At 72.4% G+C, this 22,300-nt stretch carries 25 protein-coding genes and 4 tRNA genes; 10 read left to right on the top strand and 19 right to left on the bottom strand.

Going from position 1 to position 22,300, the window contains the following annotated elements:
• The 12 genes from ruvC to N869_RS04675 form a co-directional block, all read right to left on the bottom strand.
• Nucleotides 1–516: crossover junction endodeoxyribonuclease RuvC (gene ruvC / locus N869_RS04730; protein ID WP_052104991.1), on the bottom strand; the 516-nt coding region annotated here is incomplete at its 3' end.
• 50 nt (nt 517–566) lie between these two features.
• Entirely contained in the window at nt 567–1,322 is a 756-nt protein-coding gene (locus N869_RS04725; protein ID WP_035058540.1) for a YebC/PmpR family DNA-binding transcriptional regulator, read from the bottom strand.
• A gap of 12 nt (nt 1,323–1,334) precedes the next feature.
• The gene (pdxT, locus tag N869_RS04720) at nt 1,335–1,955 is read right to left on the bottom strand and encodes a pyridoxal 5'-phosphate synthase glutaminase subunit PdxT (RefSeq protein WP_035058537.1); all 621 of its coding nucleotides are present in this window, start codon (nt 1,953–1,955) and stop codon (nt 1,335–1,337) included.
• Between the two features lie 36 nt (nt 1,956–1,991).
• On the bottom strand, nt 1,992–2,561 hold the full coding sequence (locus N869_RS04715; RefSeq protein ID WP_084136417.1) for an NUDIX hydrolase: 570 nt from the start codon (nt 2,559–2,561) through the stop codon (nt 1,992–1,994).
• Entirely contained in the window at nt 2,558–3,460 is a 903-nt protein-coding gene (pdxS, locus tag N869_RS04710) for a pyridoxal 5'-phosphate synthase lyase subunit PdxS (protein ID WP_035058534.1), read from the bottom strand. The genes N869_RS04715 and pdxS overlap by 4 nt, the downstream gene beginning before the upstream one ends.
• A gap of 75 nt (nt 3,461–3,535) precedes the next feature.
• A complete protein-coding gene (locus tag N869_RS04705) occupies nt 3,536–4,168 on the bottom strand; it encodes a hypothetical protein (protein WP_035058531.1) in 633 nt (210 codons plus the stop codon).
• Nucleotides 4,165–5,361 carry a glycosyltransferase family 4 protein gene (locus N869_RS04700; protein ID WP_084136421.1) on the bottom strand — a complete coding sequence of 399 codons (1,197 nt, stop codon included), beginning with the start codon at nt 5,359–5,361 and terminating at the stop codon, nt 4,165–4,167. Before N869_RS04700 ends, N869_RS04705 begins: the two co-directional genes overlap by 4 nt.
• Before the next feature lie 11 nt (nt 5,362–5,372).
• Nucleotides 5,373–6,314, bottom strand: coding sequence for a phosphatidylinositol mannoside acyltransferase (locus N869_RS04695; protein ID WP_052104984.1), 942 nt, complete (start codon nt 6,312–6,314; stop codon nt 5,373–5,375).
• On the bottom strand, nt 6,311–6,928 hold the full coding sequence (pgsA, locus tag N869_RS04690; RefSeq protein ID WP_035058525.1) for a phosphatidylinositol phosphate synthase: 618 nt from the start codon (nt 6,926–6,928) through the stop codon (nt 6,311–6,313). Before pgsA ends, N869_RS04695 begins: the two co-directional genes overlap by 4 nt.
• Nucleotides 6,922–7,485: an HIT family protein gene (locus N869_RS04685; RefSeq protein WP_035058522.1), complete on the bottom strand. Its 564-nt coding sequence runs from the start codon at nt 7,483–7,485 to the stop codon at nt 6,922–6,924. Before N869_RS04685 ends, pgsA begins: the two co-directional genes overlap by 7 nt.
• A complete protein-coding gene (thrS, locus tag N869_RS04680; protein WP_035058520.1) occupies nt 7,485–9,482 on the bottom strand; it encodes a threonine--tRNA ligase in 1,998 nt (665 codons plus the stop codon). The genes N869_RS04685 and thrS overlap by 1 nt, the downstream gene beginning before the upstream one ends.
• Before the next feature lie 283 nt (nt 9,483–9,765).
• Nucleotides 9,766–9,837: transfer RNA gene (locus N869_RS04675), tRNA-Val, on the bottom strand.
• Between the two features lie 184 nt (nt 9,838–10,021).
• Here N869_RS04675 and N869_RS04670 point away from each other — a divergent pair.
• On the top strand, nt 10,022–10,411 hold the full coding sequence (locus N869_RS04670; protein ID WP_232229608.1) for an SsgA family sporulation/cell division regulator: 390 nt from the start codon (nt 10,022–10,024) through the stop codon (nt 10,409–10,411).
• A 23-nt stretch (nt 10,412–10,434) separates the two neighbouring features.
• On the opposite strand, the gene N869_RS04665 is transcribed toward N869_RS04670, so the two are convergent.
• Nucleotides 10,435–11,280, bottom strand: a complete 846-nt coding sequence (locus tag N869_RS04665) for an aminotransferase class IV (RefSeq protein WP_035058563.1) — start codon at nt 11,278–11,280, stop codon at nt 10,435–10,437.
• Complete coding sequence (locus N869_RS04660; protein WP_156968347.1) at nt 11,273–12,391, bottom strand: chorismate-binding protein; 1,119 nt, start codon at nt 12,389–12,391, stop codon at nt 11,273–11,275. Before N869_RS04660 ends, N869_RS04665 begins: the two co-directional genes overlap by 8 nt.
• A gap of 131 nt (nt 12,392–12,522) precedes the next feature.
• Here N869_RS04660 and N869_RS04655 point away from each other — a divergent pair.
• From N869_RS04655 to N869_RS04645, 3 genes are all read left to right on the top strand, one after another.
• Nucleotides 12,523–12,595: transfer RNA gene (locus N869_RS04655), tRNA-Gly, on the top strand.
• Nucleotides 12,596–12,650: 55 nt separating this feature from the next.
• Nucleotides 12,651–12,721 (top strand) — tRNA-Cys (locus N869_RS04650).
• A 28-nt stretch (nt 12,722–12,749) separates the two neighbouring features.
• Nucleotides 12,750–12,824: transfer RNA gene (locus N869_RS04645), tRNA-Val, on the top strand.
• Between the two features lie 177 nt (nt 12,825–13,001).
• Here N869_RS04645 and N869_RS04640 read toward each other — a convergent pair.
• Nucleotides 13,002–13,853 carry an SMP-30/gluconolactonase/LRE family protein gene (locus N869_RS04640; RefSeq protein WP_084136419.1) on the bottom strand — a complete coding sequence of 284 codons (852 nt, stop codon included), beginning with the start codon at nt 13,851–13,853 and terminating at the stop codon, nt 13,002–13,004.
• A 101-nt stretch (nt 13,854–13,954) separates the two neighbouring features.
• Here N869_RS04640 and N869_RS04635 point away from each other — a divergent pair, with 101 nt between their 5' ends.
• Nucleotides 13,955–14,572, top strand: a complete 618-nt coding sequence (locus N869_RS04635; protein WP_232229607.1) for a DUF2231 domain-containing protein — start codon at nt 13,955–13,957, stop codon at nt 14,570–14,572.
• 84 nt (nt 14,573–14,656) lie between these two features.
• The gene (locus tag N869_RS04630) at nt 14,657–16,015 is read left to right on the top strand and encodes an NAD(P)/FAD-dependent oxidoreductase (RefSeq protein ID WP_052104983.1); all 1,359 of its coding nucleotides are present in this window, start codon (nt 14,657–14,659) and stop codon (nt 16,013–16,015) included.
• Nucleotides 16,016–16,040: 25 nt separating this feature from the next.
• Here the strand turns inward: N869_RS04630 and N869_RS04625 are convergent, their stop codons facing one another.
• The 4 genes from N869_RS04625 to N869_RS04615 all read right to left on the bottom strand — a co-directional run bounded on the left by N869_RS04625 (nt 16,041) and on the right by N869_RS04615 (nt 19,406).
• Entirely contained in the window at nt 16,041–17,729 is a 1,689-nt protein-coding gene (locus N869_RS04625; RefSeq protein ID WP_035058517.1) for a ribonuclease J, read from the bottom strand.
• Between the two features lie 275 nt (nt 17,730–18,004).
• Nucleotides 18,005–18,178 (bottom strand): CsbD family protein, encoded by a 174-nt coding sequence (locus tag N869_RS16875; RefSeq protein ID WP_084136413.1) that lies wholly within the window; start codon nt 18,176–18,178, stop codon nt 18,005–18,007.
• A gap of 25 nt (nt 18,179–18,203) precedes the next feature.
• The gene (locus N869_RS04620; RefSeq protein WP_156968346.1) at nt 18,204–18,509 is read right to left on the bottom strand and encodes a hypothetical protein; all 306 of its coding nucleotides are present in this window, start codon (nt 18,507–18,509) and stop codon (nt 18,204–18,206) included.
• A gap of 66 nt (nt 18,510–18,575) precedes the next feature.
• The gene (locus N869_RS04615; RefSeq protein ID WP_232229606.1) at nt 18,576–19,406 is read right to left on the bottom strand and encodes a UbiA family prenyltransferase; all 831 of its coding nucleotides are present in this window, start codon (nt 19,404–19,406) and stop codon (nt 18,576–18,578) included.
• Between the two features lie 119 nt (nt 19,407–19,525).
• On the opposite strand from N869_RS04615, the gene N869_RS04610 reads away from it, so the two are divergent.
• From N869_RS04610 to N869_RS04595, 4 genes are all read left to right on the top strand, one after another.
• Entirely contained in the window at nt 19,526–20,581 is a 1,056-nt protein-coding gene (locus tag N869_RS04610) for a type III polyketide synthase (protein ID WP_035058511.1), read from the top strand.
• Nucleotides 20,582–21,148: an isoprenylcysteine carboxyl methyltransferase family protein gene (locus tag N869_RS04605; RefSeq protein WP_052104982.1), complete on the top strand. Its 567-nt coding sequence runs from the start codon at nt 20,582–20,584 to the stop codon at nt 21,146–21,148.
• Nucleotides 21,148–21,597: a rhodanese-like domain-containing protein gene (locus N869_RS04600; RefSeq protein ID WP_052104981.1), complete on the top strand. Its 450-nt coding sequence runs from the start codon at nt 21,148–21,150 to the stop codon at nt 21,595–21,597. The genes N869_RS04605 and N869_RS04600 overlap by 1 nt, the downstream gene beginning before the upstream one ends.
• A 4-nt stretch (nt 21,598–21,601) precedes the next feature.
• A partial coding sequence (locus tag N869_RS04595; protein ID WP_232229605.1) for an NAD(P)/FAD-dependent oxidoreductase occupies nt 21,602–22,300 on the top strand: 699 nt, incomplete at its 3' end.

The raw sequence follows: 22,300 nt of genomic DNA, 5'->3' as shown, positions 1-22,300 counted from the left end.
CTGGGCCGCGGTCCCGTGGGTGCCCTGCGCGCCCGCCGCACTCGTGGCCGGCCGCCACAGGTGGCAGATGCCCAGCGCGAGCGCGTCCGCGGCGTCCGCCGGCTTCGGGACCTCGTCCAGCCCGAGGATGCGCGCGACCATCTGCTGGACCTGGGCCTTGGGCGCGCGCCCGGTGCCGGTGACCGCTGCCTTCACCTCGCTGGGGGTGTGCAGCGTCACCGGGACGCCCCGGGCTGCTGCGGCCACCATCACCACGCCCGAGACCTGCGCGGTGCCCATCACGGTACGGACGTTGTGCTGGGCGAACACCCGTTCCAGCGCGACGGCGTCCGGACGGGCCCGGTCCAGCCAGCGCTCCACCTCGACCCCGATCGCGAGCAGCCGGTCCGGCAGCTCGGCCTCGACGGCGGACCGGGCGACACCGACGTCGACGAGGGCGGCCCGGCGCCCGGGCCGGGACTCGACGACGCCCAGGCCGCACCTGGTGAGTCCAGGGTCGATCCCGAGCACGCGCACGGCACCACCCTCCCACCCGCGGGGCGCCGACCCGGGCGGCGCGCCGCGGGTCACTCCTCGAGCTGGGCCAGGACCTCGTCCGAGGCGTCGAAGTTCGCGAAGACGTTCTGGACGTCGTCGCTGTCCTCGAGCGCGTCGATCAGCTTGAGGATCTTGCGTGCGCCCTCGACGTCGACCTCGACCTGCGTGGCGGGCACGAACTGGGCCTCCGCGGAGTCGTAGTCGATGCCGGCGTCCTGCAGCGCGGTGCGCACCGCGACGACGTCGGTCGCCTCGCTGAGCACCTCGAAGGTGTCACCGTGGTCGTTGACCTCCTCGGCGCCCGCGTCGAGGACCGCCGCCAGCACGTCGTCCTCCCCCAGCCCGTCGGCCTTGGGCACCTCGACGACGCCCCGACGGGAGAACAGGTACGAGACCGACCCCGGGTCGGCCATCGTCCCGCCGTTGCGCGTGAACGCGACCCGGACCTCGGACGCGGCGCGGTTCCGGTTGTCCGTGAGGCACTCGACCAGGACGGCGACACCGCCCGGGCCGTAACCCTCGTACATGATCGTCTGGTACTCGGCACCACCGGCCTCCGCACCCGATCCGCGCTTGACCGCACGGTCGATGTTGTCGTTCGGCACGGACGACTTCTTGGCCTTCTGGATCGCGTCGAACAACGTCGGGTTGCCGGCCGGGTCACCGCCGCCCACCCGGGCCGCCACCTCGATGTTCTTGATCAGCTTGGCGAAGAGCTTGCCGCGCTTGGCGTCGTTGGCAGCCTTCTTGTGCTTGGTGGTGGCCCACTTGGAGTGACCGGACATACGTTGAACTCCTCAACCGCGGTCGGCGACGATCTGGACGAACATGCGGTGCAAGCGGAGGTCCCCGGTCACTTCCGGGTGGAAGGACGTGGCCATGACGTCACGCTCACGAACCGCGACGATCCTACCGGCGGCCGGTCCCTCGCCCACCGAGGCCAGGACCTGGACACCCGCCCCGGACTCCTCGACCCACGGGGCGCGGATGAACACCGCACGCACCGGGTCCTCGACGCTGTCCGGCACGCCCTCGACCACGAGGTCGGTCTCGAAGGAGTCGACCTGGCGGCCGAACGCGTTGCGGCGGACGGTGATGTCGAGGCCGCCCAGGCTCCCCTGACCTTCCACACCGCCCAGCACGCGGTCCGCCAGGAGGATCATCCCCGCGCACGACCCGAACGCCGGCAGGCCTGAGCCGAGCGCCGCCCGCAGCGGCTCGAACAGCTCGAAGACGTGCAGGAGCTTCTCGATCGTCGTGGACTCCCCACCGGGCAGGACCACACCGTCGACGTCGCGCAGCTCACGCTCACGTCGCAACGGGACCACTCGTGCACCCGCCGCCTCGAGGGCGGCGGTGTGCTCACGGACGTCGCCCTGCAGTGCGAGGACGCCGATGGTCGGGATCGGTGAGGTCACGGGCGGCGATTCTAGGGGAACGGACCCGCACCGGACTCATCCGTCGTCGGTGCCGAGGTCCCGGGTGATGCCGTCCCAACCCGCCAGGACCGGCCGGAGCAGACCGGGTAGACCCTCGGGGAAGACCTCGATCTGGACCTGCTCGAGCGCGTCCAGGTCCCACCAGCGCAGCTCGTCGATGGTCTCCCGCTCGATCGCCGTCCACGCGGACCGGTCCAGGGTGGCCAGGTCCAGCCCGTCGACCCGGGCGAGGAAGATCTCCTCGTCCTGGCGGCACCGCCGGGCGTAGAAGTCGAAGACGGCCCGGCGGCGGAACACGGGGCCGACGAGGTCGGCCGGCCGCAGGCGCAGGCCGGCCTCCTCGCGCGCCTCGCGCACGGCCGCCGTCCGGGCGTCCTCCCCCGGGTCGATCCCTCCGCCGATGGTGAACCACCACGACCTCTCGGGCTGGTCCACGTCGTGCCCGCGGACGAGCAGCACCCGGTCGTCGGGGTCGATCACGACCACGCGGGCGCCCCGGCGGAAGAGCACCCCGTCGGGCTGCAGCACCCACGGCGGCCCGAACGCGTCGACAGCGCCGTTCGGAGCCGCCGCCGGTCCTGTCACCAGCCGCGCTCGGCCAGGCGGTGGGGCTCGGGGACCTCCTCGACGTTGATCCCGACCATCGCCTCACCCAGCCCGCGGGAGACCTTGGCGACGACGTCGGGGTCGTCGTGGAACGTCGTGGCCTTGACGATCGCCGCGGCGCGCTCGGCGGGGTTGCCGGACTTGAAGATCCCGGAGCCCACGAACACGCCCTCGGCACCGAGCTGCATCATCATCGCGGCATCCGCCGGGGTGGCGATGCCACCCGCGGTGAACAGCACCACGGGGAGCTTGCCCGTGCGCGCGACCTCGACCACCAGGTCGTACGGGGCCTGGAGCTCCTTGGCCGCGACGAACAGCTCGTCCTCGGGCAACGAGGTGAGGCGCTTGATCTCGGCCCGCAGGGTCCGCATGTGGGTGGTGGCGTTCGAGACGTCGCCGGTGCCGGCCTCGCCCTTGGAGCGGATCATCGCCGCGCCCTCGGTGATCCGGCGCAGCGCCTCACCCAGGTTCGTCGCACCGCACACGAACGGCACGGTGAAGGCCCACTTGTCGATGTGGTGGGTGTAGTCGGCGGGAGTCAGGACCTCGGACTCGTCGATGTAGTCCACGCCGAGGGACTGCAGCACCTGGGCCTCGACGAAGTGCCCGATCCGCGCCTTGGCCATCACCGGGATGGACACGGACGCGATGATCTGGTCGATCAGGTCCGGGTCGCTCATGCGGGCGACGCCGCCCTGGGCGCGGATGTCCGCAGGCACCCGCTCCAGCGCCATGACAGCCACCGCGCCGGCGTCCTCGGCGATCTTCGCCTGGTCGGCGGTGACCACGTCCATGATCACGCCACCCTTGAGCATCTCGGCCATGCCGCGCTTGACCTTCGCGGTGCCGGTGATGTTCTCGCTGTTCTGGGTGCCCACGTCTGTCCTCGGGTCGTCTGGTGGTGGAAGTGCCGACGGCGTCGTCCTCGACGGCCAGACCATCCTAGACCGCGCTCAGCCCGCCCCCCGGCCCGCCGGCGGCGCACCCGTTCCGGGCGTGCCCGGCCGAGGCAGGGCGTCGGGCCAGGCGTCGTCGATCTCGACCGTGCGGGGCATGCGGGCCCTGCCCGCCAGCCGCAGGAGACGGACGAGCGGCTTGCGGCGCACGCGCTGGCTCTGCGCGACGGCCTCGTTGTGGAACCGTCGTGCGAGCTCGACCCGGTACCAGGCCTCGGCGAGCGCCTCGAGGATCTCGTGGCCCGGGGACGTGGCCGCGATCTGCTCGACCTCCGTCGGCTCCGCCAGCGCGGTCCGCAGGGTCGCGGAGAGCTCGCTCTCGGCATGCACGAACGGGACCGCCGGGCCGGGTTCGGAGAGCTCTGCCGGCACCTCCTGCGGTGCCTCTGCGCTGGCCAGCGCCGAACGTGCGGCCTCACCGACGAGCACCGAGCTGACAGGGTCCAGGCAACCGCTGGCGGCGAGCTCGGCGGCGACGGACGCGCGCCGCACGAGCTGGGTGCCGAGCGCGACCCGGGAGCCGCCGACCTTCCGGTGCAGGCGGTCCAGGCGGTTCGCCGCCGTCCAGACCCACCAGAGCGCCGCCAGGAGCACCAGGACCACCAGGACGGTGACCTCGGACCAGGTCATGACCGACCTCCCCACGGGGTGAGTCGACCGGCCAGCCCCCGTCGGGACGCCGGGTCCTCGTGCACACGTTCCCCCGGCGCGGCGCCGGCCACCGCCATCTCGTAGACGGTGAGCACGTGATGGGTGACGGTGGACCAGTCGTAGCGGCGCACCGTCCGGGTCGCGTGCTCGACGGTGCGCCTCCGCAGCCGGTCGTCGCCGAGGACCCTGACGAGGGTGGCGCCGAGGTCGTCGCTGTCACCGGTGCGGAACAGGACCCCACCCCGGCCGCCGTCCAGGACCCGGCTGAACGCACCCAGGTCGCTCGCGACCACGACCGCGCCGGCGCTCATCGCCTCCACCAGCACGATGCCGAAGCTCTCGCCGCCCGTCTGCGGTCCGACGTAGGCGTCGACAGACCGGAGCAGGGAGGCCTTCTCCTGGTCGGTGATCCCGCCGAGGAACTCCATCGCACGGGCGTGCTCGCCGAGGACCGTCCGGGCCTCTGCGGCGCCGTTCTCGCCCCGGCCTGCGACCAGGAACCTCGCACCCGGATGCTGCTCCAGGACGTGGGGCACCGCCCGCGCGAGGACCTGCAGTCCCTTGCGGGGCTCGTCGAGGCGCCCGAGGAACGCGATCGTCGGCGCCTCGGGCGTCCCCTGCCACCGGGGGTCGGGCTCGGCGGACGCGAACTGGTCGACGTACACCCCGTTGGGGATGACCACCGCGTCCCCACCGAGGTGGTCCACGAGGGTACGGCGGGCGTCCTCCGAGACGGCGATGCGCGCGGAGATCTTCTCCAGGCTGGGGCGCACAAGAGGGTAGGCGACCTGCAACGACCTGGACCGGATGAGGGCCGTGTGGAACGTGGCGACGATCGGCCCCGAGGCGATCCACAGAGCCAGCATGCCCAGGCTGGGGGTGACGGGTTCGTGCAGGTGGAGGACGTCGAACTCCCCCTCGGCGAGCCACCGACGGACGCGTGCGGCGCTGCGGGGGCCGAAGGTGAGTCGGGCGACGGCACCGTTGTAGCGCACGGGCACGGAACGGCCGGCTGGTGTCATGAAGTCCGGGACGGGGGTGTCGTCGTCGGCAGGGGCGAGCACCGACACCGCGTGGCCGAGCGCACGCAGCGCCTCGGCCAGGTCCCGGACGTGGAACTGCACGCCACCTGGCACGTCGAAGGAGTAGGGGCAGACGATGCCGACCCGCAGGGCGGCGCCCGTCATGGTGACACCCGTGTCAGGCGGTCGGGGTCGAGGTCGGCGACGAACACCCGTTGGAGCATGTGCCAGTGGGTGGGGTCCTCGACGATGTCCGCGGCCAGGGCGTCGACCCATTGCTGGGTCATGTGCTGGACCTGTGCCGCACGGTCCCCGGCCCCCGGGGTCACCGGTGGGTGGAACCGGACGAGAAGGCCCCACCGGGACCCGGCGGCCCGGCGCCGGGCCCCGTGGAGCCGCTCGTGCCGCAACGTCACCGGGACGAGCGGCGCGCCGGTGGCGGCGGCGAGGGCCGCGGGACCGGCTGCCACGCGTGCCCTCTCCCCCAGGAACGCCACCTCCAGCCCTCGGGCGGTGAGGTCCCGGTCGGCGAGCAGCGGGATCACCGCTCCTCCGCCGCGCACGGTGCGGACCAGGTCGGAGAACACCCTCCGATCGGCGTCGAGGGGGATGATGCGCATGCCGAGACGCTCGCGCAGGGCGACGAACCGGTCGAACACCTCGGCGGGTTCGAGGTGCTCGGCGACGGTCGTGACGGGGGCGAGGTGGGTGGTGGCCCACGCACCGGCGAGGTCCCAGTTGCCCTGGTGCGCCAGCGCCAGCACGACAGACCTCCCTGCCCGGGTCTGCTCGGTGACGAAACCGGGGTTCTCGAGCCGGACGCGGGCGGTGACCTGCTCGGGTGTGAGGGCACCGAGCCGGAACGCCTCCCCGTAGTAGCGCAGGTACGTACGCATCCCGCGCCGGGACAGGCGCCGGAGGTCGGTGCGGCTCACCCCCGGGCGCGCCCGTGCGAGGTTGTCCTCCAGGCGCCTGACGCCGGCACCACGTCGCAGCCACGCGAGCTCGGCGGCGACGTGCATCACGCCGCGCACCGCACCCTCGGGCAGCTTCTCGGCCGCCGTCCACGCGGTGAGGAACAGGCGGGTGGCGCCGCTGGTCACGGGAGGCCCCCCGCCGCACGGGTCGCCTGCGCCCGCACGGTCCCCATCCGCTGCACGACGGTGACCAGGCTCGCGACGGCCAGCAGGCCCAGGGCGACGGTGAGGACGACCGTCGGCAGCCCGAGCCCGACCAGTCCGGTGACGGTGAGCACGACCGCCAGCCGGTCGGCGCGCTCGGCGATGCCGACGCTCGCGGTCATGCCCAGCCCTTCGGCGCGGGCACGCGCGTACGGCACGATCGAACCGAGTGCCAGGCATGCCAGGGCCAGGGCCGCGGTGGTCCGGTCGTCGTTGCCGATCGCCCACAGGACCAGGCCGGAGAAGATCGCGGCGTCGCCGAACCGGTCGAGCGTGGAGTCCAGGAACGCACCCCAGGTGCTGGTGCGGCCCGAACGACGGGCCATGAGGCCGTCGACCAGGTCGGTGAGCGCGAAGAGCGCGATGACGACGGTGCCCCAGAACAGCAGTCCCATCGGGTACAGGACCAGGGCGGCCACCACGACGCCGGCTGTGCCCACGACCGTGACGACGTCCGGGGACACGCCCAGCCGCACGAGGCCGTCGGCGAGCGGGCCGAGGACCCGTGCGGCGCCCCCACGCAGTCGGCTCAGCACCGTCTGCCTCCCGTCGGCCAGGCCGCGACGAGCCGTTCGCGGGTGTCGGCCAGGATCTCCGGCAGCGCCTTGGTGCGGGCGATGATGGGCAGGAAGTTCGCGTCGCCGGTCCACCGTGGCACCACGTGCTGGTGCAGGTGCGCGGCGATCCCGGCCCCGGCGACGTCACCCTGGTTCATCCCGATGTTGAAACCGTGGGGCGTGAGGACCTGGCGCAGGACCGTCATGGCGGTGCGTGTCAGCAGTGCGACCTCCGCGGTCTCCTGCTCGTCGAGCTCGGTGTAGTCCGACACGTGCCGGTGCGGCAGGACCATGACGTGGCCGGAGTTGTACGGGTAGAGGTTGAGCACCACGAACGCCGCTTCGCCCCGGGCCACGACGAGGTGGTCCTCGTCGGGTCCGGTGACGGCACGGCAGAACGGGCACTGGTCCGCCGCCGGGCCTGCGGGCTTGTCCTGGCCCTTGACGTACGCGAGCCGGTGCGGGGTCCACAGCCGCTGGAACCCGTCCGGCTCGCCGGCCGGGTTGGCGTCCGCAGGGACCTCGACCGGTGGCATCAGACCTGGGTCCGTTCCCTGATGGCGCTGCGGATCCGCTCGACGGCCTCCTCCACGGGCACACCGTTGTCCTGGCGGCCGTCCCGGTACCGGAACGACACCGCACCCTGGGCTGCGTCCTCACCACCGGCGATGAGCACGAAGGGGACCTTCTGGGTGCTGGCGTTGCGGATCTTCTTGCCGAAGCGGTCGTCGGAGAGATCGAGCTCGGCGCGCACACCCTCGGCGCGCAACCGGTCGACCACCTGCTGGAGGTAGTCGTTGAACGGCTCGGCGACCGGCACCGCCAGCACCTGCACGGGCGCGAGCCACGCGGGGAACGCCCCTGCGTAGTGCTCGGTGAGCACGCCGAAGAAGCGTTCGATCGAGCCGAACAGGGCCCGGTGGATCATCACCGGGCGCTGACGGGACCCGTCGGGGGCGGTGTACTCGAGCTCGAACCGCTCGGGCAGGTTGAAGTCCAGCTGGATGGTCGACATCTGCCAGGTGCGCCCGATCGCGTCCTTGGCCTGGACGGAGATCTTGGGCCCGTAGAAGGCGGCCCCGCCCGGGTCGGGGACGAGGTCCAGGCCCGAGGACTCCGCGACCTCGGCGAGGGTGCGGGTCGCCTCGTCCCACAGGTCCTCGCTGCCGACGGACTTGTCGGGGTTGCGGGTGGAGAGCTCGAGGTAGAAGTCGTCGAGCCCGTAGTCCTTGAGCAGGTCCAGGACGAACTGCAGGGTGCGTGCCAGCTCGTCGCGCATCTGGTCGCGCGTGCAGTAGATGTGCGCGTCGTCCTGCGTCATGCCCCGGACCCGGGTCAGGCCGTGGATGACCCCGGACTTCTCGTACCGGTAGACGCTGCCGAACTCGAACAGCCGCAGCGGCAGCTCGCGGTAGGACCGGCCCCGCGAGGCGAAGACCAGGTTGTGCATCGGGCAGTTCATGGGCTTGAGGTAGTAGTCCTGGCCGGGCTTACGGACCGTGCCGTCCTCGTCGTGCTCCGCGTCGACGTGCATGGGCGGGAACATGCCGTCGGCGTACCAGTCCAGGTGACCGGACACCTGGTAGAGGTGGCCCTTGGTGATGTGCGGGGTGTTGACGAAGGAGTACCCGGCCTCCACGTGCTTGCGCCGGGAGTAGTCCTCCATCTCCATGCGGATGAGCCCGCCCTTGGGGTGGAACACGGGCAGCCCGGAGCCCAGCTCGTCGGGGAACGAGAACAGGTCGAGCTCGGCGCCGAGCCGCCGGTGGTCCCTGCGCTCGGCCTCGGCCAGGCGCTCCAGGTGCGCACGGAGCTCGTCCTTGGTGGGCCAGGCGGTGCCGTACACGCGCTGCAGCTGCGGGTTCTTCTCCGACCCGCGCCAGTAGGCCGCGGCGGAGCGGGTGAGCTGGAAGCCGTTGGCGATCAGCCGGGTGGTGGGAAGGTGCGGGCCGCGGCACAGGTCCTGCCAGGCGACGGTGCCGTCACGGCGGACGTTGCGGTAGATGCTGAGCCCACCGAGGCCCACCTCCACCGACGCCCCGTCGGTGGAGTCGGCCGTGCCCTTCAGGCCGATGAGCTCGAGCTTGTAGGGCTCGGCGGCGAGCTCGGCACGGGCCTGGTCCTCGGTGACCTCCCAGCGCTCGAAGCGCTGGCCCTCCTTGACGATGCGCTGCATGGCCTTCTCGAGGGCCTTGAGGTCCTCGGGGGTGAACGGCTCGGCGACGTCGAAGTCGTAGTAGAAGCCGTCCTTGATCGGCGGGCCGATGCCCAGACGGGCCTCGGGGTGGGCCTGCTGGACGGCCTGGGCCAGGACGTGCGCCGCGGAGTGCCGCAGGACCTCCAGGCCGTCGGGAGAGTCGATCGTCACACCCTCGACGTCCGCGCCGGCGGGCAGCGGTGCAGCGAGGTCGCGGAGCTCTCCGTCGACACGGACGACGACGACGTCGCGGCGGTCGGCGAACAGCTCCGTACCGGTGGTCCCCTCCTCGACGCTGCGCGCGACGCCGTCGACGGTCAGGGTGATCTGTGGCACGGGGACATCTCCTCGGTTCGGACGGGCCCCCCGATGCTACCGACGCCAGGACCCGCGCCGGGTGGGCGCGCGCCGTCGCGCCCTGGGGCACGACGGACGTCCGCTGCGCCGAACGGGTGAGAGCAGCGGGCGAAGTTCGGGGTCCTGTGACGGGAGGGGTGACGGGCGCACAGCCCGCCGACGAGGGACAGGACCCCGGAGTCACAGTTCAGGAGAGGAACTGGTCATCGGGTGCGATACAGGGCGTTGCACCCGATCGGCCGACGCCGAAACACGGACAGGGTGGGCGATACTGGGTTCGAACCAGTGACCTCCTCGGTGTGAACGAGGCGCTCTACCACTGAGCCAATCGCCCTTCACGGCCCCGAGGCGCTGCTCGGAGGTCGCGAAGGAGATGTTAGCGAATCCACAGCCGTTTGCCGAACCTGGCGCTCAGAGGCCCTGAACCAGCACCATAGGGGGCGTCATGGACGGCAACGACGACGCGGAGAGGGGTGACGATGCCAGGACCGGTTAGGGACACCTGCGAGGTCGTGCCCATGCACCTGGTTCTCTCAGATGCGAGCATCCTCCCGATCAGCGCTGAGCTCAGCTTCGAGGCCACCGACCCGTACACGGTTCGCGTCGCGTTCACCGGAGCCCACTCCACGTCGACCTGGTTGATCGGTCGGGAGCTCTTCGCCCACGGGATCCTCGCCGACACCACCGCGCCCGCAGGCACCGGTGACGTCCGCATCTGGCGGGACGAGGACCCCACCTACCTGCTGATCGCGCTGAGTGGCGTGGAGGGCGAGGCGCTGCTCGCCGGCCCCGCCGAGGCGTTCATCCGGTTCCTCAACTCGACGGTGGCCGTCGTGCCGTTCGGCAACGAGAGCGCCCACATGGAGGACGAGATCTCCCGCCTGATCGTGAGCCTGCTGGACGCCTGACACGGGTCGGGCGTCCAGCAGGCTCACGGGTCGAGGTCGTCCGTGGCCCTCTCGGCGTACAGGGCGCACACCCGGGCCACGAGGGGCCCTGCGGCGCGGGGTTCGCCGTCGACCGCGGTCACCGGTACGACGGTGCGGACGGACCCGCTCAGGGCGAGCGGCGCGACCCCGGACAGCACCTCTTCGTACACGAGCTCCCCCGGCCGGGCCTCACGTACCGGAAGCCCCTCGACCCCGGACCACTCCAGGACCAGCTCGCGGGTGATGCCCGCCAGGCACCCGCTCGACAGCGGAGGTGTCAGCAGCTCGTCCCCGACCTCCACGAAGACGTTGCTCGCCGTGCCCTCGCACAGGTCACCGAGCGTGTTGGCCAGCAGGGCCTCATCCGCGCCACTGGCCTTGGCCCGCGCCAGGGCGACGACGTTCTCCGCGTACGACGTCGTCTTGAGGCCGGCCACCGCCGAACGCTCGTTGCGCACCCACGGCACACCGATCACCGCGGCCGGCGCGGGACCCGCAGCCGACCCCGCCGCCACGACGTAGGTCATGCCCCCGGGGTGGCGATCGGACCCCAGCGGCCCCACCCCCGCGGTGACGGTCACCCGGACCCTGCCGGCACCGCCGGCTCGCCCGAGGACGGCAGCGACCCCCTCGCGCACCCGATCGGCGTCCGGTGCGGGAAGCCCGAGCCCTGCTGCTGAGCGCTCCAGCCGGGCCAGGTGCCGGGTGAGCGCGAACGGGACACCGCCCACGACCCCGCAGGTCTCGAAGACCCCGTCACCCACGGTCAGGCCGTGGTCCAACGGGTGGATGGCGGCCTCGCCGGCATCCAGCAGCCGACCATCCACCCAGACCACAGGTTCAGACATCGACACCGTCCTCCTCAGTTGCGCACGCGAGCCGGGTCAGGCGTGCGGCCTTCAGCTCGGTCTCGGCCCACTCCCGCTCAGGGTCGCTGTCCCAGGTGATGCCTGCGCCTGTCCCGAAGGCCAGCGTCCCACCGCCGGCGTCGGACCACCAGAAGGTGCGGATCCCGACGGCGACCTCGGCCTCCCCCGCGTCCGCGTCGATCCACCCCACCGCCCCGCAGTAGGGCCCGCGTGGGGCGGTCTCGAGCTCGGCGATGACCTCGAGCGCCGAGCTCTTGGGCGCACCGGACACCGACGCGGGCGGGTACGCGGCCCGCAGGAGCCGCGGCCACAGGTCGGCTCCGAGGTCGTCACGGAGCTCGCCGCGGACCTCGGTGACCAGGTGGACGAGCCCCGGGTGGTGCTCGACCTGGAGCAGGCGGCTGACCTCGACCGTCCCCGGGCGGCACACCCGTTGCAGGTCGTTGCGCACCATGTCGGCGATCATGATGTTCTCCGCACGGTCCTTCTCCGTCAGGCCGGCGGCGTCGGGCGCGGTGCCCTTGATGGGCCCGGAGCTGACGACCCCGTCACGCACGCGCAGGAACAGCTCGGGCGAGGCCGTGACGACCCACACCGGCGGGATCGGGGTCCCGTCCGGCGCCACGGCCCCGGACGGGACGTGCACGTACCCCTGGTACGGGGCCGGGTTCCCGGCCGCGAGCAGACGGGCGAGAGCGCGCGCGGGCGGCTCCTGTCCCGGTGGGTACCGCAGCGGGACGTCCATGACCCGGCACAGGTTGACCTGGTACACCCTCCCCTGCCGGATGTGCTCACGCACGGACGCGACACCGTCGACGTACTGCTCCCGGGTCATGGACGAGACCCAGCGGTCGGCCACGCCCGGCCACGGGCATCCCGGGTCGTCGGCCTGCGGGGAGCCGGTGCCGGAGAACCTCCAGGCCCGCACGGGGCCCTCGAACCCCCCCACGACCGCCCACCGGCCGCCCGCGGCGAGGGCACCGGGCTCGGCGCACAGGTCGACGGCGTCGACGACGTGCTCCATGGCGCGCCCGCCGAACGCGGCGGACCCGGTCCGGATCGGTGCGGCAGGGGGAAGGGTTCTGACCACGCCGCACACGGTATCGGCGCCCGGCCCCCGGCCTGCTGCTCGTGGCACCGCAGGCCCGGTTGGACTCTGGTCGCGCGGTTCGGTTAGAGTCTGGGACGCACACGGCGCCGGGATCACCGGAAACGTGTCGCGCGGACGTGGCTCAGTTGGTAGAGCATCACCTTGCCAAGGTGAGGGTCGCGGGTTCGAGTCCCGTCGTCCGCTCGGAGGCGTAGTCCCGTGGCTGGGCACAAGCACCGGACGTGGGCCGAAGCCTTGCGGTGGAGTGGCCGAGAGGCGAGGCAGCGGCCTGCAAAGCCGTCCACACGGGTTCGAATCCCGTCTCCACCTCGTATGACGAACCGTTGCCGGCGGTAACGGGCGATTGGCGCAGCGGTAGCGCGCTTCCCTGACACGGAAGAGGTCACTGGTTCGATCCCAGTATCGCCCACCAACTGGTGTACGACGAAGGCCGCCCCGGATCTGCGGGGCGGCCTTCGTCGTACACCAGGCCTTCGATGTCCTCACCGGGAGTCCGCAAGGTCGACGGCACCTGCACGCGCTGGCGTGGCAGAACCAGCTGCACCATGTCAACGCACGCCGGCCCTGCAGCCCCGCCGACCCGCGCGCCTCACCCGGCGAAGGGCTGCACGGCCCGGCCGGGGACGTCGACCCTCACCCGGAACAGCGCACCCGCCGCGGGCTCGGGGTCCTCGAGGTGCTCCCGCGAGGTCGTGATGTACAGGTCCTGGAGGTCCTCGCCCCCGAAGGCGCAGGCCGTGACCAGCCGGACGGGAACCTCGACCTCCGCGAGGGTCGCACCATCGGGCGCGCAGCACCTGATGGTCCCGCCACCGTTGAGCGCGGTCCAGATGTTGCCCGCGGAGTCGACCGCCAGGCCGTCGGGCCCGCCGATGTCGCCGTGGCGCAGCAGCCTGCGGTTGGTCAGGGCACCGTCGACGTGGTCGAACACGTCCGTCCCGCCCGTGCCCGTGTCGTTGTAGTAGGCGTGCCGTCCGTCGGGCGAGAAGTCGATGCCGTTCGAGATCGTCGCGCTCAGCACCGTCGTGACCTGCAGATCAGGGGTGAGTCGGTACAGGGCGGCGGCGCCCGGGGTCGCGTCGTAGGCCATCGACCCGGCGTACAGGTTGCCGGCGGGGTCGCACCCGCCCTCGTTCATGCGCACTGCGGGGTCGTCCCACACGATGTGGGTGACCCCCGGCGGTGACCACGGGTCGTCGGCCAGGCCGATGCCCCGTTCCAGCCCGACGACGTACCCACCTCGGGCACGGGGCCGCACGAAGGCCGCGACCTCGCCCACGTGCAGCCTGCTCACCTCGCCCTCGTGCAGGGTCAGCAGGTCCCCGGCCAGCATGTCCACCCACCTGAGGCCACCCCAGTGCGGGGACCAGCACGGCCCTTCGCCGTGGTAAGTGATCGCGTCGGTGACCTGTTCCGGGGCGCTCGTGACCATGGGTGCCATGCCCAGACGGTCGCACAGCTGAGGCGTCCCCTCCACCCGTGGCGACACCGGGTCGGCTCGTCCTGCGCCCCGCCGCCGTGTGCCGCAGACTCGACAGATCCGTGTCCCGCGTCACACCGGAGGTCGAGATGTCGCACCAGTCCCGGACCATGCACGAGGAGCCGACCAACCCGCTCATCGCGGTGACCAGGTCCCTGGAGGAGACCGACGCGCTGGACTCCTACGTCGACGCCCTCAAGCCCGTCGCGGACCGCCTCGTGGACTCCCCCGCGCGGCGCGAGGTCCTCTGGGGCAGAGGCCTGGGCCACGCGCTGCACCCGGTCCTGACCGATGTCCCCATCGGGGCCTGGCTGTCGGCGATCACGCTGGACCTGGTCGGCGGCCCCTCGGCGCGGCGTGCCGCCCGACGCCTGGTGGGGCTCGGGATCCTGTCCGCCGTGCCCACCGCGGTCACGGGCCTGGCCGAGTGGTCGCGGACCGAGGGCCGCGACGCCCGCGTCGGCCTCGTCCACGCCGGCGGCAACACCGTGGGCCTGGCACTCTTCACCGCGTCCTACGTCTCCCGCCGCCGGGAGCACCACGGGCTGGGCGTCGCGTTCGGGCTGGTCGGTGCGGCCGTGGCCGGCGCGAGCGGGTACCTCGGCGCGCACCTGGCCATCGCCCGCGACGTGGGGACCTCCCACAGCGCGTTCGACGACGCGCCCAGTTCCGCGGCGTGACGCCGGAGCGGCGCTGAGCATGCGGGCACCGGCACCACGGGTGAGGCTGGACGCGCACCCGTCGGCCCACCACCGGGAGAACCCATGACCCCCAGGCACCCGTCCCCCGACCTACCACACGTCGTCGTCATCGGCTCCGGGTTCGGGGGCTTGTTCGCGACCAAGGCCCTCAAGGACGACCCGGTGAAGGTCACGATGCTCGCCGAGACGGGCCACCACCTGTTCCAGCCGTTGCTGTACCAGGTCGCGACCGGGGTCCTCTCACCCGGCGAGGTCGCCCCGGCGACGCGGGAGATCCTGCGCCGCCAACGCAACGCCAGGGTGCTCCTGGGAACCGTCACCGACATCGACGTCCCCGGGCGGACCGTCACCTCCCGCTCCCCCGCGGGCGAGCTCCGGCTGCGCTACGACAACCTGGTGCTGGCTGCCGGCGCAGGCCAGTCGTACTTCGGCAACGACGAGATCGCCCGGTTCGCCCCCGGCATGAAGAGCGTCGACGACGCCCTGGAGATCCGCGGGCGGATCTTCGGCTCGTTCGAGCTCGCCGAGGTGACCAGCGACCCACGCGCGCTCGCCGAGCTGCTCACGTTCGTGGTCGTGGGTGCCGGACCCACCGGCGTGGAGATGGCGGGGCAGATCGCCGAGCTCGCCCACCGCTCGCTCACAGGCAGCTTTCGTCACATCGACCCGTCGCGGGCGCGGGTGGTCCTCGTGGACGCGGTCGACGCCGTCCTGGGAGGATTCGCCGAGCCGCTCGGGCGCAGGGCGACCGAACGTCTGCGCGCCATGGGGGTGGAGGTCCTCACCGGCCACAAGGTCGTCGGTGTCGACGCCACCGGGGTGGACCTGGAGAACGCCGGTGGCACCCGGGAACGCATCCCCACGCGCTGCACCGTGTGGGCGGCCGGTGTCCAGGCGTCCGGGCTGGGCAGGCAGGTGGCGGAGCAGACCGGTGCCGGCACGGACCGCGCCGGGCGGGTGCTCGTGGAGCCCGACTGCACCCTGCCCGGCCACCCCGAGGTGCACGTCGTCGGCGACATGATGGCCCTGGACGACCTGCCAGGAGTCGCGCAGGTCGCGATGCAGAGCGCCCAGCACGCCGCCGACCAGATCCGACGACGGGCGAAGGGACTGCCCACCGGCGCACCGTTCCGGTACCGGGACAAGGGGTCCATGGCGACCGTGTCCCGGTTCTACGCCGTGGCCGAGGTGGGTCGCGTGCGCGTCAGCGGATTCGTCGCGTGGCTCCTGTGGCTGGCGGTCCACCTGGTGTACCTGATCGGCTTCAAGAACCGGGTCACCACGTTGCTGCACTGGGCCGTGAGCTTTGTCGGCAGAGGCCGCACCGAGCGGACGGCCACGTCCCAGCAGGTCCGCGCCCGGACCCTGCGCATGGACTACGAGCGCATGCGCGCAGCCGGCCCCTCCCCGTCCGACGTCTGACCGCCGGACGGGGAACCGCACGCTCTCAGGCGTCGATCACGACCGAGATCACCACGGGTTCCCGACGGAACGCCCGCCTCAGGGCCTTCGCGACGGTGCGGGAGATCAGCGTCTCCAACGCGTCGAGGTCGTCCAGCTGCTTGCGCGACGCGCGGGACAACGCCTTCTCCACCTCGGGCTGGACCCCCGCGAACGTCGCCTCGTCGTGGACCAGGCCACGCGAGATGAACTCCAACGGGTCGGCCAACGTGCCCTTGGCGACGTCGACCACGGCCACGACCGTCAGGACACCGCCCTCGCGCAGCATCCGACGCTCGGCGAGGGTGTCCTCGGTGGCCCGCCCCACCGTCTGGCCGTCGACGTACACCAGGCCGGCGGGCACCCGCCCGGAGATCGACGCCCGCCCCTTGACCAGGTCGATCGTCACCCCGTCCGCCGCGATGATCACCTGGTCGGCCGGCACACCGGTACGGACGGCGATGTCGGCGTTGGCGTGCAGGTGCTTGGACTCCCCGTGGATGGGGAGCACGTTGCGCGGGCGCACGATGTTGTAGCAGTACGCGAGCTCACCGGCGCTGGCGTGCCCCGACACGTGGACCTTCGCGTTGCCCTTGTGGACGACCTTGACGCCGCGGTCCGTCAACTTGTTGATGATGCCGTAGATGGCGGTCTCGTTCCCCGGGATCAACGAGGAGGCCATGAGGACGGTGTCGCCGTCCCCCACCTGGATCTGGTGCTCGCCGTTGGCCATCCGGGACAGCGCCGCCATCGGCTCGCCCTGGGAGCCGGTGCACACCAGCGCCACCTTCGCGTCGGGCATGCTCTCCAGCTTGGCGAAGTCCACCACCAGGCCACGCGGGATGCGCAGGTACCCCAGGTCACGGGCGATCCCCATGTTGCGCACCATCGAACGGCCGACGAACGCGACCTTGCGGCCGTTGGCCTGGGCCGCGTCGAGGACCTGCTGGATGCGGTGCACGTGGCTGGCGAAGCTCGACACGATGATGCGCCGCGGGGCCGTCGCGAACACGTGATCGATCGCCGGGCTGAGCTCACGCTCCGAGACGGTGAACCCGGCGACCTCGGCGTTCGTGGAGTCGGTGAGGAAGAGGTCCACGCCCTCCTCGCCGAGCCGTGCGAAGTGCCGGAGGTCGGTGATCCGGTCGTCCAGGGGGAACTGGTCCATCTTGAAGTCACCGGTGTTGAGCACCAGGCCTGCGCTCGTACGGACGGCCACCGCGAGGCTGTCCGGGATCGAGTGGTTCACCGCGACGAACTCGGTCTCGAACGGCCCGGCGGTGTGCCGGTCGCCCGCCTCCACCTGGACCGTCGTGGGCGTCAGTCGATGCTCCTTGAGCTTGGCGGTGACGAACGCCAAGGTCAGCCGGGAGCCGATGACGGGGATGTCGGGCCGTTCCTTCAGCAGGTACGGCACACCACCGATGTGGTCCTCGTGCCCGTGCGTCAGCACCACGGCCACGACGTCGGCCAGACGGTCCCGGATGGAGGTGAAGTCGGGAAGGATCACGTCGATGCCTGGCTGGTGGTCCTCGGGGAACAGGACCCCGCAGTCCATGACCAGGAGCTTGCCGCGGTGCTCCAGGACCGTCATGTTGCGGCCGATCTCACCCAGGCCCCCGAGGGGCGTCACGCGCAGACCGTTGCGCGGCAGGGGGGGCGGGGCGGACAGGCTCTGCAGGTGGGGCGTGCGCATCGAGCTCCCGGTTCTGTGTAGGGGCGGGTCCAGGGCCCGCAGATGAGGTCCCGTCCACCACGTCACAGACCCTGGTGGAGGCCTCACCCCGTGCGCTTCCCGCGGCGGCCCCACCCTACCGCGACCGGGCCGCCGGCCGTTGACCTGCCGACGCGCACCCGGGACGCCGCAGGGCCACCGGGCTGATCCCCGGTGGCCCTGCGCTCATACTGACGGTGCTGACGGTGCTGACGTCGCACCCACCGGGTCGACGTGCGACACCGGCCGGCTGGGACTCAGTCCCTGAAGACGTCCTTGACCTTCTCGCCGGCCTGCTTGAGGCTGGCCTTGCTCTGGTCGGCCTTGCCCTCCGCCTCGAGCTGCTCGTCGCCGGTGGCGGAGCCGGTGGCCTCCTTGGCCTTGCCCTTCCAGTCCTCACCGGTGTTGCGGGCCTTGTCGTCGGTTCCCATGGGGATCTCCTCTCGTCCGCTTCGCTCACGACGCTATGTCGAGCGCACGCCTCCCGCACGACAACTGTGCCTGACCTGCATAGACACCACCAAGGAGGCACAAGGTCCCGTGCCCTGGCTCGAGTCCCAGCTCTCGGTCCAGGGCGTGACCCAACGCCGCGACCGTCGGGACCAGGTGCTCCGCCCCGACCAGGAGCGTGCGACCGTCGAGCGTCACGACCTCGGCCCAGTAGCTCTCCAGCTCCGGGTCGTGGCCCCAGGACGAGACACCACGGCACCCGGGCAGCAGCAGGGCGCGGCCGGCGGTCGACTCCTCCCGGGTGCACGTCATGGCCACATCGTCCATCCGCCCACCGACACGCCTCGGTCCCCGTTCGGGGTCCCCCCGTGCGCGCCTTCAGGTCGTGGTGATCGCCGACCCGGCAGAGACCATGAGCACCACGCACAGCGCGGCCACCACCATCGCGAGCGCGAACGACGAGCGGCGGCCCGCCAGACCCGCCGCCCCGGCCGCTGCCCCGCAGAGCAGGGCGCCGACCAGGACCGCGCCTCGCCAGGGCACCAGGGCGACACCCGGCGCGAGTGCGGCGACCATCGCGGCCGCGGCGAGGACGACGGGCGCGACGGTCGCCGTGGCCCGTCGTCCCCACCGGTGGGGAAGGCCCCGGATACCCGTGGCGTCGTCGTCCTCCAGGTCGGGCAGGACGTTCGTCAGGTGCGCGCCGACGCCCAGGAGCGCGGCGCCGGTCACGACCCACGGTGCCGCGGCAGCCTCTGCGGGCAGGGCCGCCACGAGGAACACGGGCAGGAGGCCGAAGGAGACGGCGTAGGGCACCGGTGACCACGCCGTGGCCTTCAACCGCACGTTGTACGCCCACGCCGAGGCGACCGCGGCCAGGTGCGCCGCCGCCCCCGCGGGGGTGGCGAGGACGGACAGGACGAGGCAGGCGACCACGGCCGTCAGGGCACCGCGACGCAGCGCCTGGACCGACACCGTCCCGCGGACCACGGGCTTGTCGGCCCGGCGCACGGCGAGGTCCCTGCGGGCGTCGACCCAGTCGTTGGACCAGCCCACCGAGAGCTGTCCGGCGAGCACGGCCGTGCCGGCCAGGGTGATCGTGGCGGGAGGTGCACCGGCGCCGACGAGGAGGGCCACCGACAACCCGGTCACCACCGCGGTGGGTCCGGCGTGCGAGGCGGTCACCATGCCGCGGGCGGTGGTCGGCACGGCCTCTCCTCGGGTCGCGGGACGGTGCACGCGGCGACGGGTGGGCGCCGGTCCGGCTCATGGTGGCACGGGTCCGGTCCTGGCGCGCCGCCCGCGACGGACCGTGACACGATGCCGGGATGTCGCGCCTCGTCGCACTGGCCCCCGTCCTGCCCCCTCACCGCCACAGCCAGCACGAGATCACCCGGACCGTCGCACCGCTGCTGTGCCCGGACGGGGCGCGCGCGGAGCTCGTGCGGCGGCTGCACGGGGCGACCGGGGTCGGCAGCAGGTACCTGGCGATGCCGCTGGAGAAGTACGCGCATTTGGACTCGTTCACGCGCAGCAACGCGCTGTTCGTGGAGCTGGCGACGGACCTGCTCGAGCGAGCGGCGCGGTCGGCCCTGACCGAGGCCTCGATGACCCCCGAGGAGGTCGACCTCGTCGTCCTGACGACCGTGACCGGGGTGGCGGTGCCGTCGGTCGACGTCCTGGTCGCTCGCAGGCTCGGGCTCCGGCAGGACGTCACGCGCGTGCCGACCATGGGCTGGGGGTGCGCGGGAGGTGTGGCGGGGACGGCTCTGGTCCACGACCACCTCGTGGGCCACCCGGGCGCCGTGGCGCTGCTGCTGAGCGTGGAGCTGTGCTCGTTGACGCTCCAGCACGGGGACGACTCGACGCCGAACCTCGTGGCGAGCGGGCTGTTCGGTGACGGCGCGGCAGCGGCGCTGCTGGTGGGTGAGGAGCATCCCGCGGCGGGGGGACCCCAGGTGGTGGGGGGTGCCAGCCACCTGGTGGCGGGGACGGAGTCGGACCTGGGGTGGCAGGTCGGGTCCTCGGGTCTGAGGATCGTGCTCTCCGCGGGGTTGCCCGACACGATCGCGCTTCACCTGCACCACGAGGTCACGCGCTTCCTGAAGGGCCACGACCTGGCGGTGGAGGACGTGGCCGGTTGGGTCGTGCACGCCGGAGGGCCCCGTGTCCTGGAAGCGGTCACCGACGCGTTGGGGCTGCCACCGCAGGCCCTGGTCAGGAGCTGGCAGAGTCTCGCCGAGGTCGGGAACATGTCCTCGGCGTCGGTCCTGCACATCCTGCGTGCGACGTTGGATGCGCCGGTACGGGGCCCGCTGGTCATGGTGGCGTTCGGTCCGGGGGTCGCGATCGAGCTGGTCCTGCTGCGCACGGAGGTGGGCTGAGTGCTCACGGTCTTCTGGGTGGTGCTGGCGCTGACCGCCCTCGAGCGGGTGGCGGAGCTGGTGGTGTCGGCGCGGAACGCGAGGTGGTCGTTCGAGCGTGGCGGGGTCGAGTCGGGGCGTGGGCACTTCCCGGCGATGGTGGCGCTGCACACGGGGCTGCTCGTGGGCTGCGCCGTGGAGGTGGTCGTGGCCGACCGGCCCTTCGTGCCGTGGCTGGGGTGGCCGGCCCTGGTCCTGGTGGTGCTGAGCCAGGTGCTGCGGTGGTGGTGCATCGGGGTCCTGGGGCGGCGCTGGAACACGCGCGTGATCGTCGTGCCTGGCCTGCCCCTGGTCACCGGTGGCCCCTACCGGTGGTTGCGGCACCCCAACTACGTCGTGGTGGTGCTCGAGGGCCTGGCGCTTCCGCTGGTGCACGGAGCCTGGGTGACCGCCGCGGCCTTCACGGTCCTCAACGCCGTGCTGCTGCTCCGGTTCCGCATCCCGGCGGAGGAGAAGGCGCTGGAGACCGCCGCAGGCGCTCCCGCGACCACTCCCTCGGACGATACCCCACGGGGTACGATTCGGTGATGACCCGACCTCCCTCCCGCAGGCGCTCCGGACCCGGCCCCGTCCTCGCGCTCCTGACTGCACTGACCGTGGTCACGACGGCGTGCACCAGCACCGGCGGCGAGGCCGCGCCGCCGGTGCTGGTCACCTCGCACACCGTCGGGGTGGAGGAGTTCAAGGACGTCATCTCCCGGCCGGGAACCGTCGTGCTCGACGTGCGCACACCGGAGGAGTTCGACGCGGCGCACCTGCCGGGGGCCGTGAACGTCGACGTCCACGACCCGACCTTCGTCGACCAGGTCACCGGCCTGGACCCTGCGGGCACCTACGCGGTGTACTGCCGCTCGGGGAACCGCTCCCAGCAGGCGCTGGACCTGATGGCGCGCGCCGGTCTGACCGATGCCGTGCACCTCGCCGACGGGATCCTCGCCTGGGAGTCGGCCGGGGAACCGACGACCACCGACGGCTGAGACGGTGCGCCCCGGCCCCGAGGTGGACACCGACGTGCTCGTGGTGGGTGGCGGCCCGGTCGGGCTCGCCGCCGCGATCGAGGCCCGGCTCCAGGGCAGAGGGGTCGTGGTGGTCGAACCCCGTGACGCCCCCGTGGACAAGGCCTGCGGCGAGGGCCTGATGCCGGGGGCGCTGAGACAGCTGCACCGCCTCGGGGTGGATCCAGCCGGGCACGTGATCGCCGGCATCGCCTACCAGGCCGGGCGGCGACGCGTCGAGCACCGGTTCGCCTCGGGCGCGGGGCGGGGTGTGCGACGCACGGTCCTGCACCAGGCGCTCCACGACCGGGCACTGGAGGTGGGGGTCACGGTGCACCGTGGCCGGGTGACGGACCTGGCCCTCGACTCCGAGAGCGTCCGGGCTCTCGGGTTCAGGGCCAGGTGGCTGCTGGGGTGCGACGGGTTGCACTCCACGGTGCGACGCCTGGCGGGCCTGGACCGGGCGGCGTCGGGCGTCCGTCGGTACGGTCTGCGCGCCCACGCACGGGTCGAGCCCTGGTCGGACTCGGTCGAGGTGCACTGGGCGCCCGGGTGCGAGGCGTACGTGACGCCGGTCGACGCCACGACGGTGGGGGTCGCCCTGCTGGGCCCGCGAGGGAGCCTGTCCCTGGGCGCCACCGGCCTGGAGACCCTTCGCGAGCGCCTGTCGGGCGCGCCGCTGGGC

Origin of the sequence: Cellulomonas bogoriensis 69B4 = DSM 16987 (assembly GCF_000767165.1) — a bacterium.
Classification (GTDB): Bacteria; Actinomycetota; Actinomycetes; order Actinomycetales; family Cellulomonadaceae; genus Actinotalea; species Actinotalea bogoriensis.
The sequence above is the reverse complement of the archived record's forward strand: the minus strand, read 5'-3'. Positions and strand labels throughout refer to the sequence as shown.

What these genes read in the sequence shown, in the direction of transcription:
- N869_RS04725 (WP_035058540.1), bottom strand. Translation starts at nt 1,322, where the DNA reads ATGTCCGGTCACTCCAAGTGGGCCACCACCAAGCACAAGAAGGCTGCC.
- N869_RS04705 (WP_035058531.1), bottom strand. Translation starts at nt 4,168, where the DNA reads ATGACCTGGTCCGAGGTCACCGTCCTGGTGGTCCTGGTGCTCCTGGCG.
- N869_RS04685 (WP_035058522.1), bottom strand. Translation starts at nt 7,485, where the DNA reads ATGCCACCGGTCGAGGTCCCTGCGGACGCCAACCCGGCCGGCGAGCCG.
- N869_RS04670 (WP_232229608.1), top strand. Translation starts at nt 10,022, where the DNA reads ATGCACCTGGTTCTCTCAGATGCGAGCATCCTCCCGATCAGCGCTGAG.
- N869_RS04665 (WP_035058563.1), bottom strand. Translation starts at nt 11,280, where the DNA reads ATGTCTGAACCTGTGGTCTGGGTGGATGGTCGGCTGCTGGATGCCGGC.
- N869_RS04640 (WP_084136419.1), bottom strand. Translation starts at nt 13,853, where the DNA reads ATGGCACCCATGGTCACGAGCGCCCCGGAACAGGTCACCGACGCGATC.
- N869_RS04630 (WP_052104983.1), top strand. Translation starts at nt 14,657, where the DNA reads ATGACCCCCAGGCACCCGTCCCCCGACCTACCACACGTCGTCGTCATC.
- N869_RS04625 (WP_035058517.1), bottom strand. Translation starts at nt 17,729, where the DNA reads ATGCGCACGCCCCACCTGCAGAGCCTGTCCGCCCCGCCCCCCCTGCCG.
- N869_RS16875 (WP_084136413.1), bottom strand. Translation starts at nt 18,178, where the DNA reads ATGGGAACCGACGACAAGGCCCGCAACACCGGTGAGGACTGGAAGGGC.
- N869_RS04620 (WP_156968346.1), bottom strand. Translation starts at nt 18,509, where the DNA reads ATGACGTGCACCCGGGAGGAGTCGACCGCCGGCCGCGCCCTGCTGCTG.
- N869_RS04610 (WP_035058511.1), top strand. Translation starts at nt 19,526, where the DNA reads ATGTCGCGCCTCGTCGCACTGGCCCCCGTCCTGCCCCCTCACCGCCAC.
- N869_RS04600 (WP_052104981.1), top strand. Translation starts at nt 21,148, where the DNA reads ATGACCCGACCTCCCTCCCGCAGGCGCTCCGGACCCGGCCCCGTCCTC.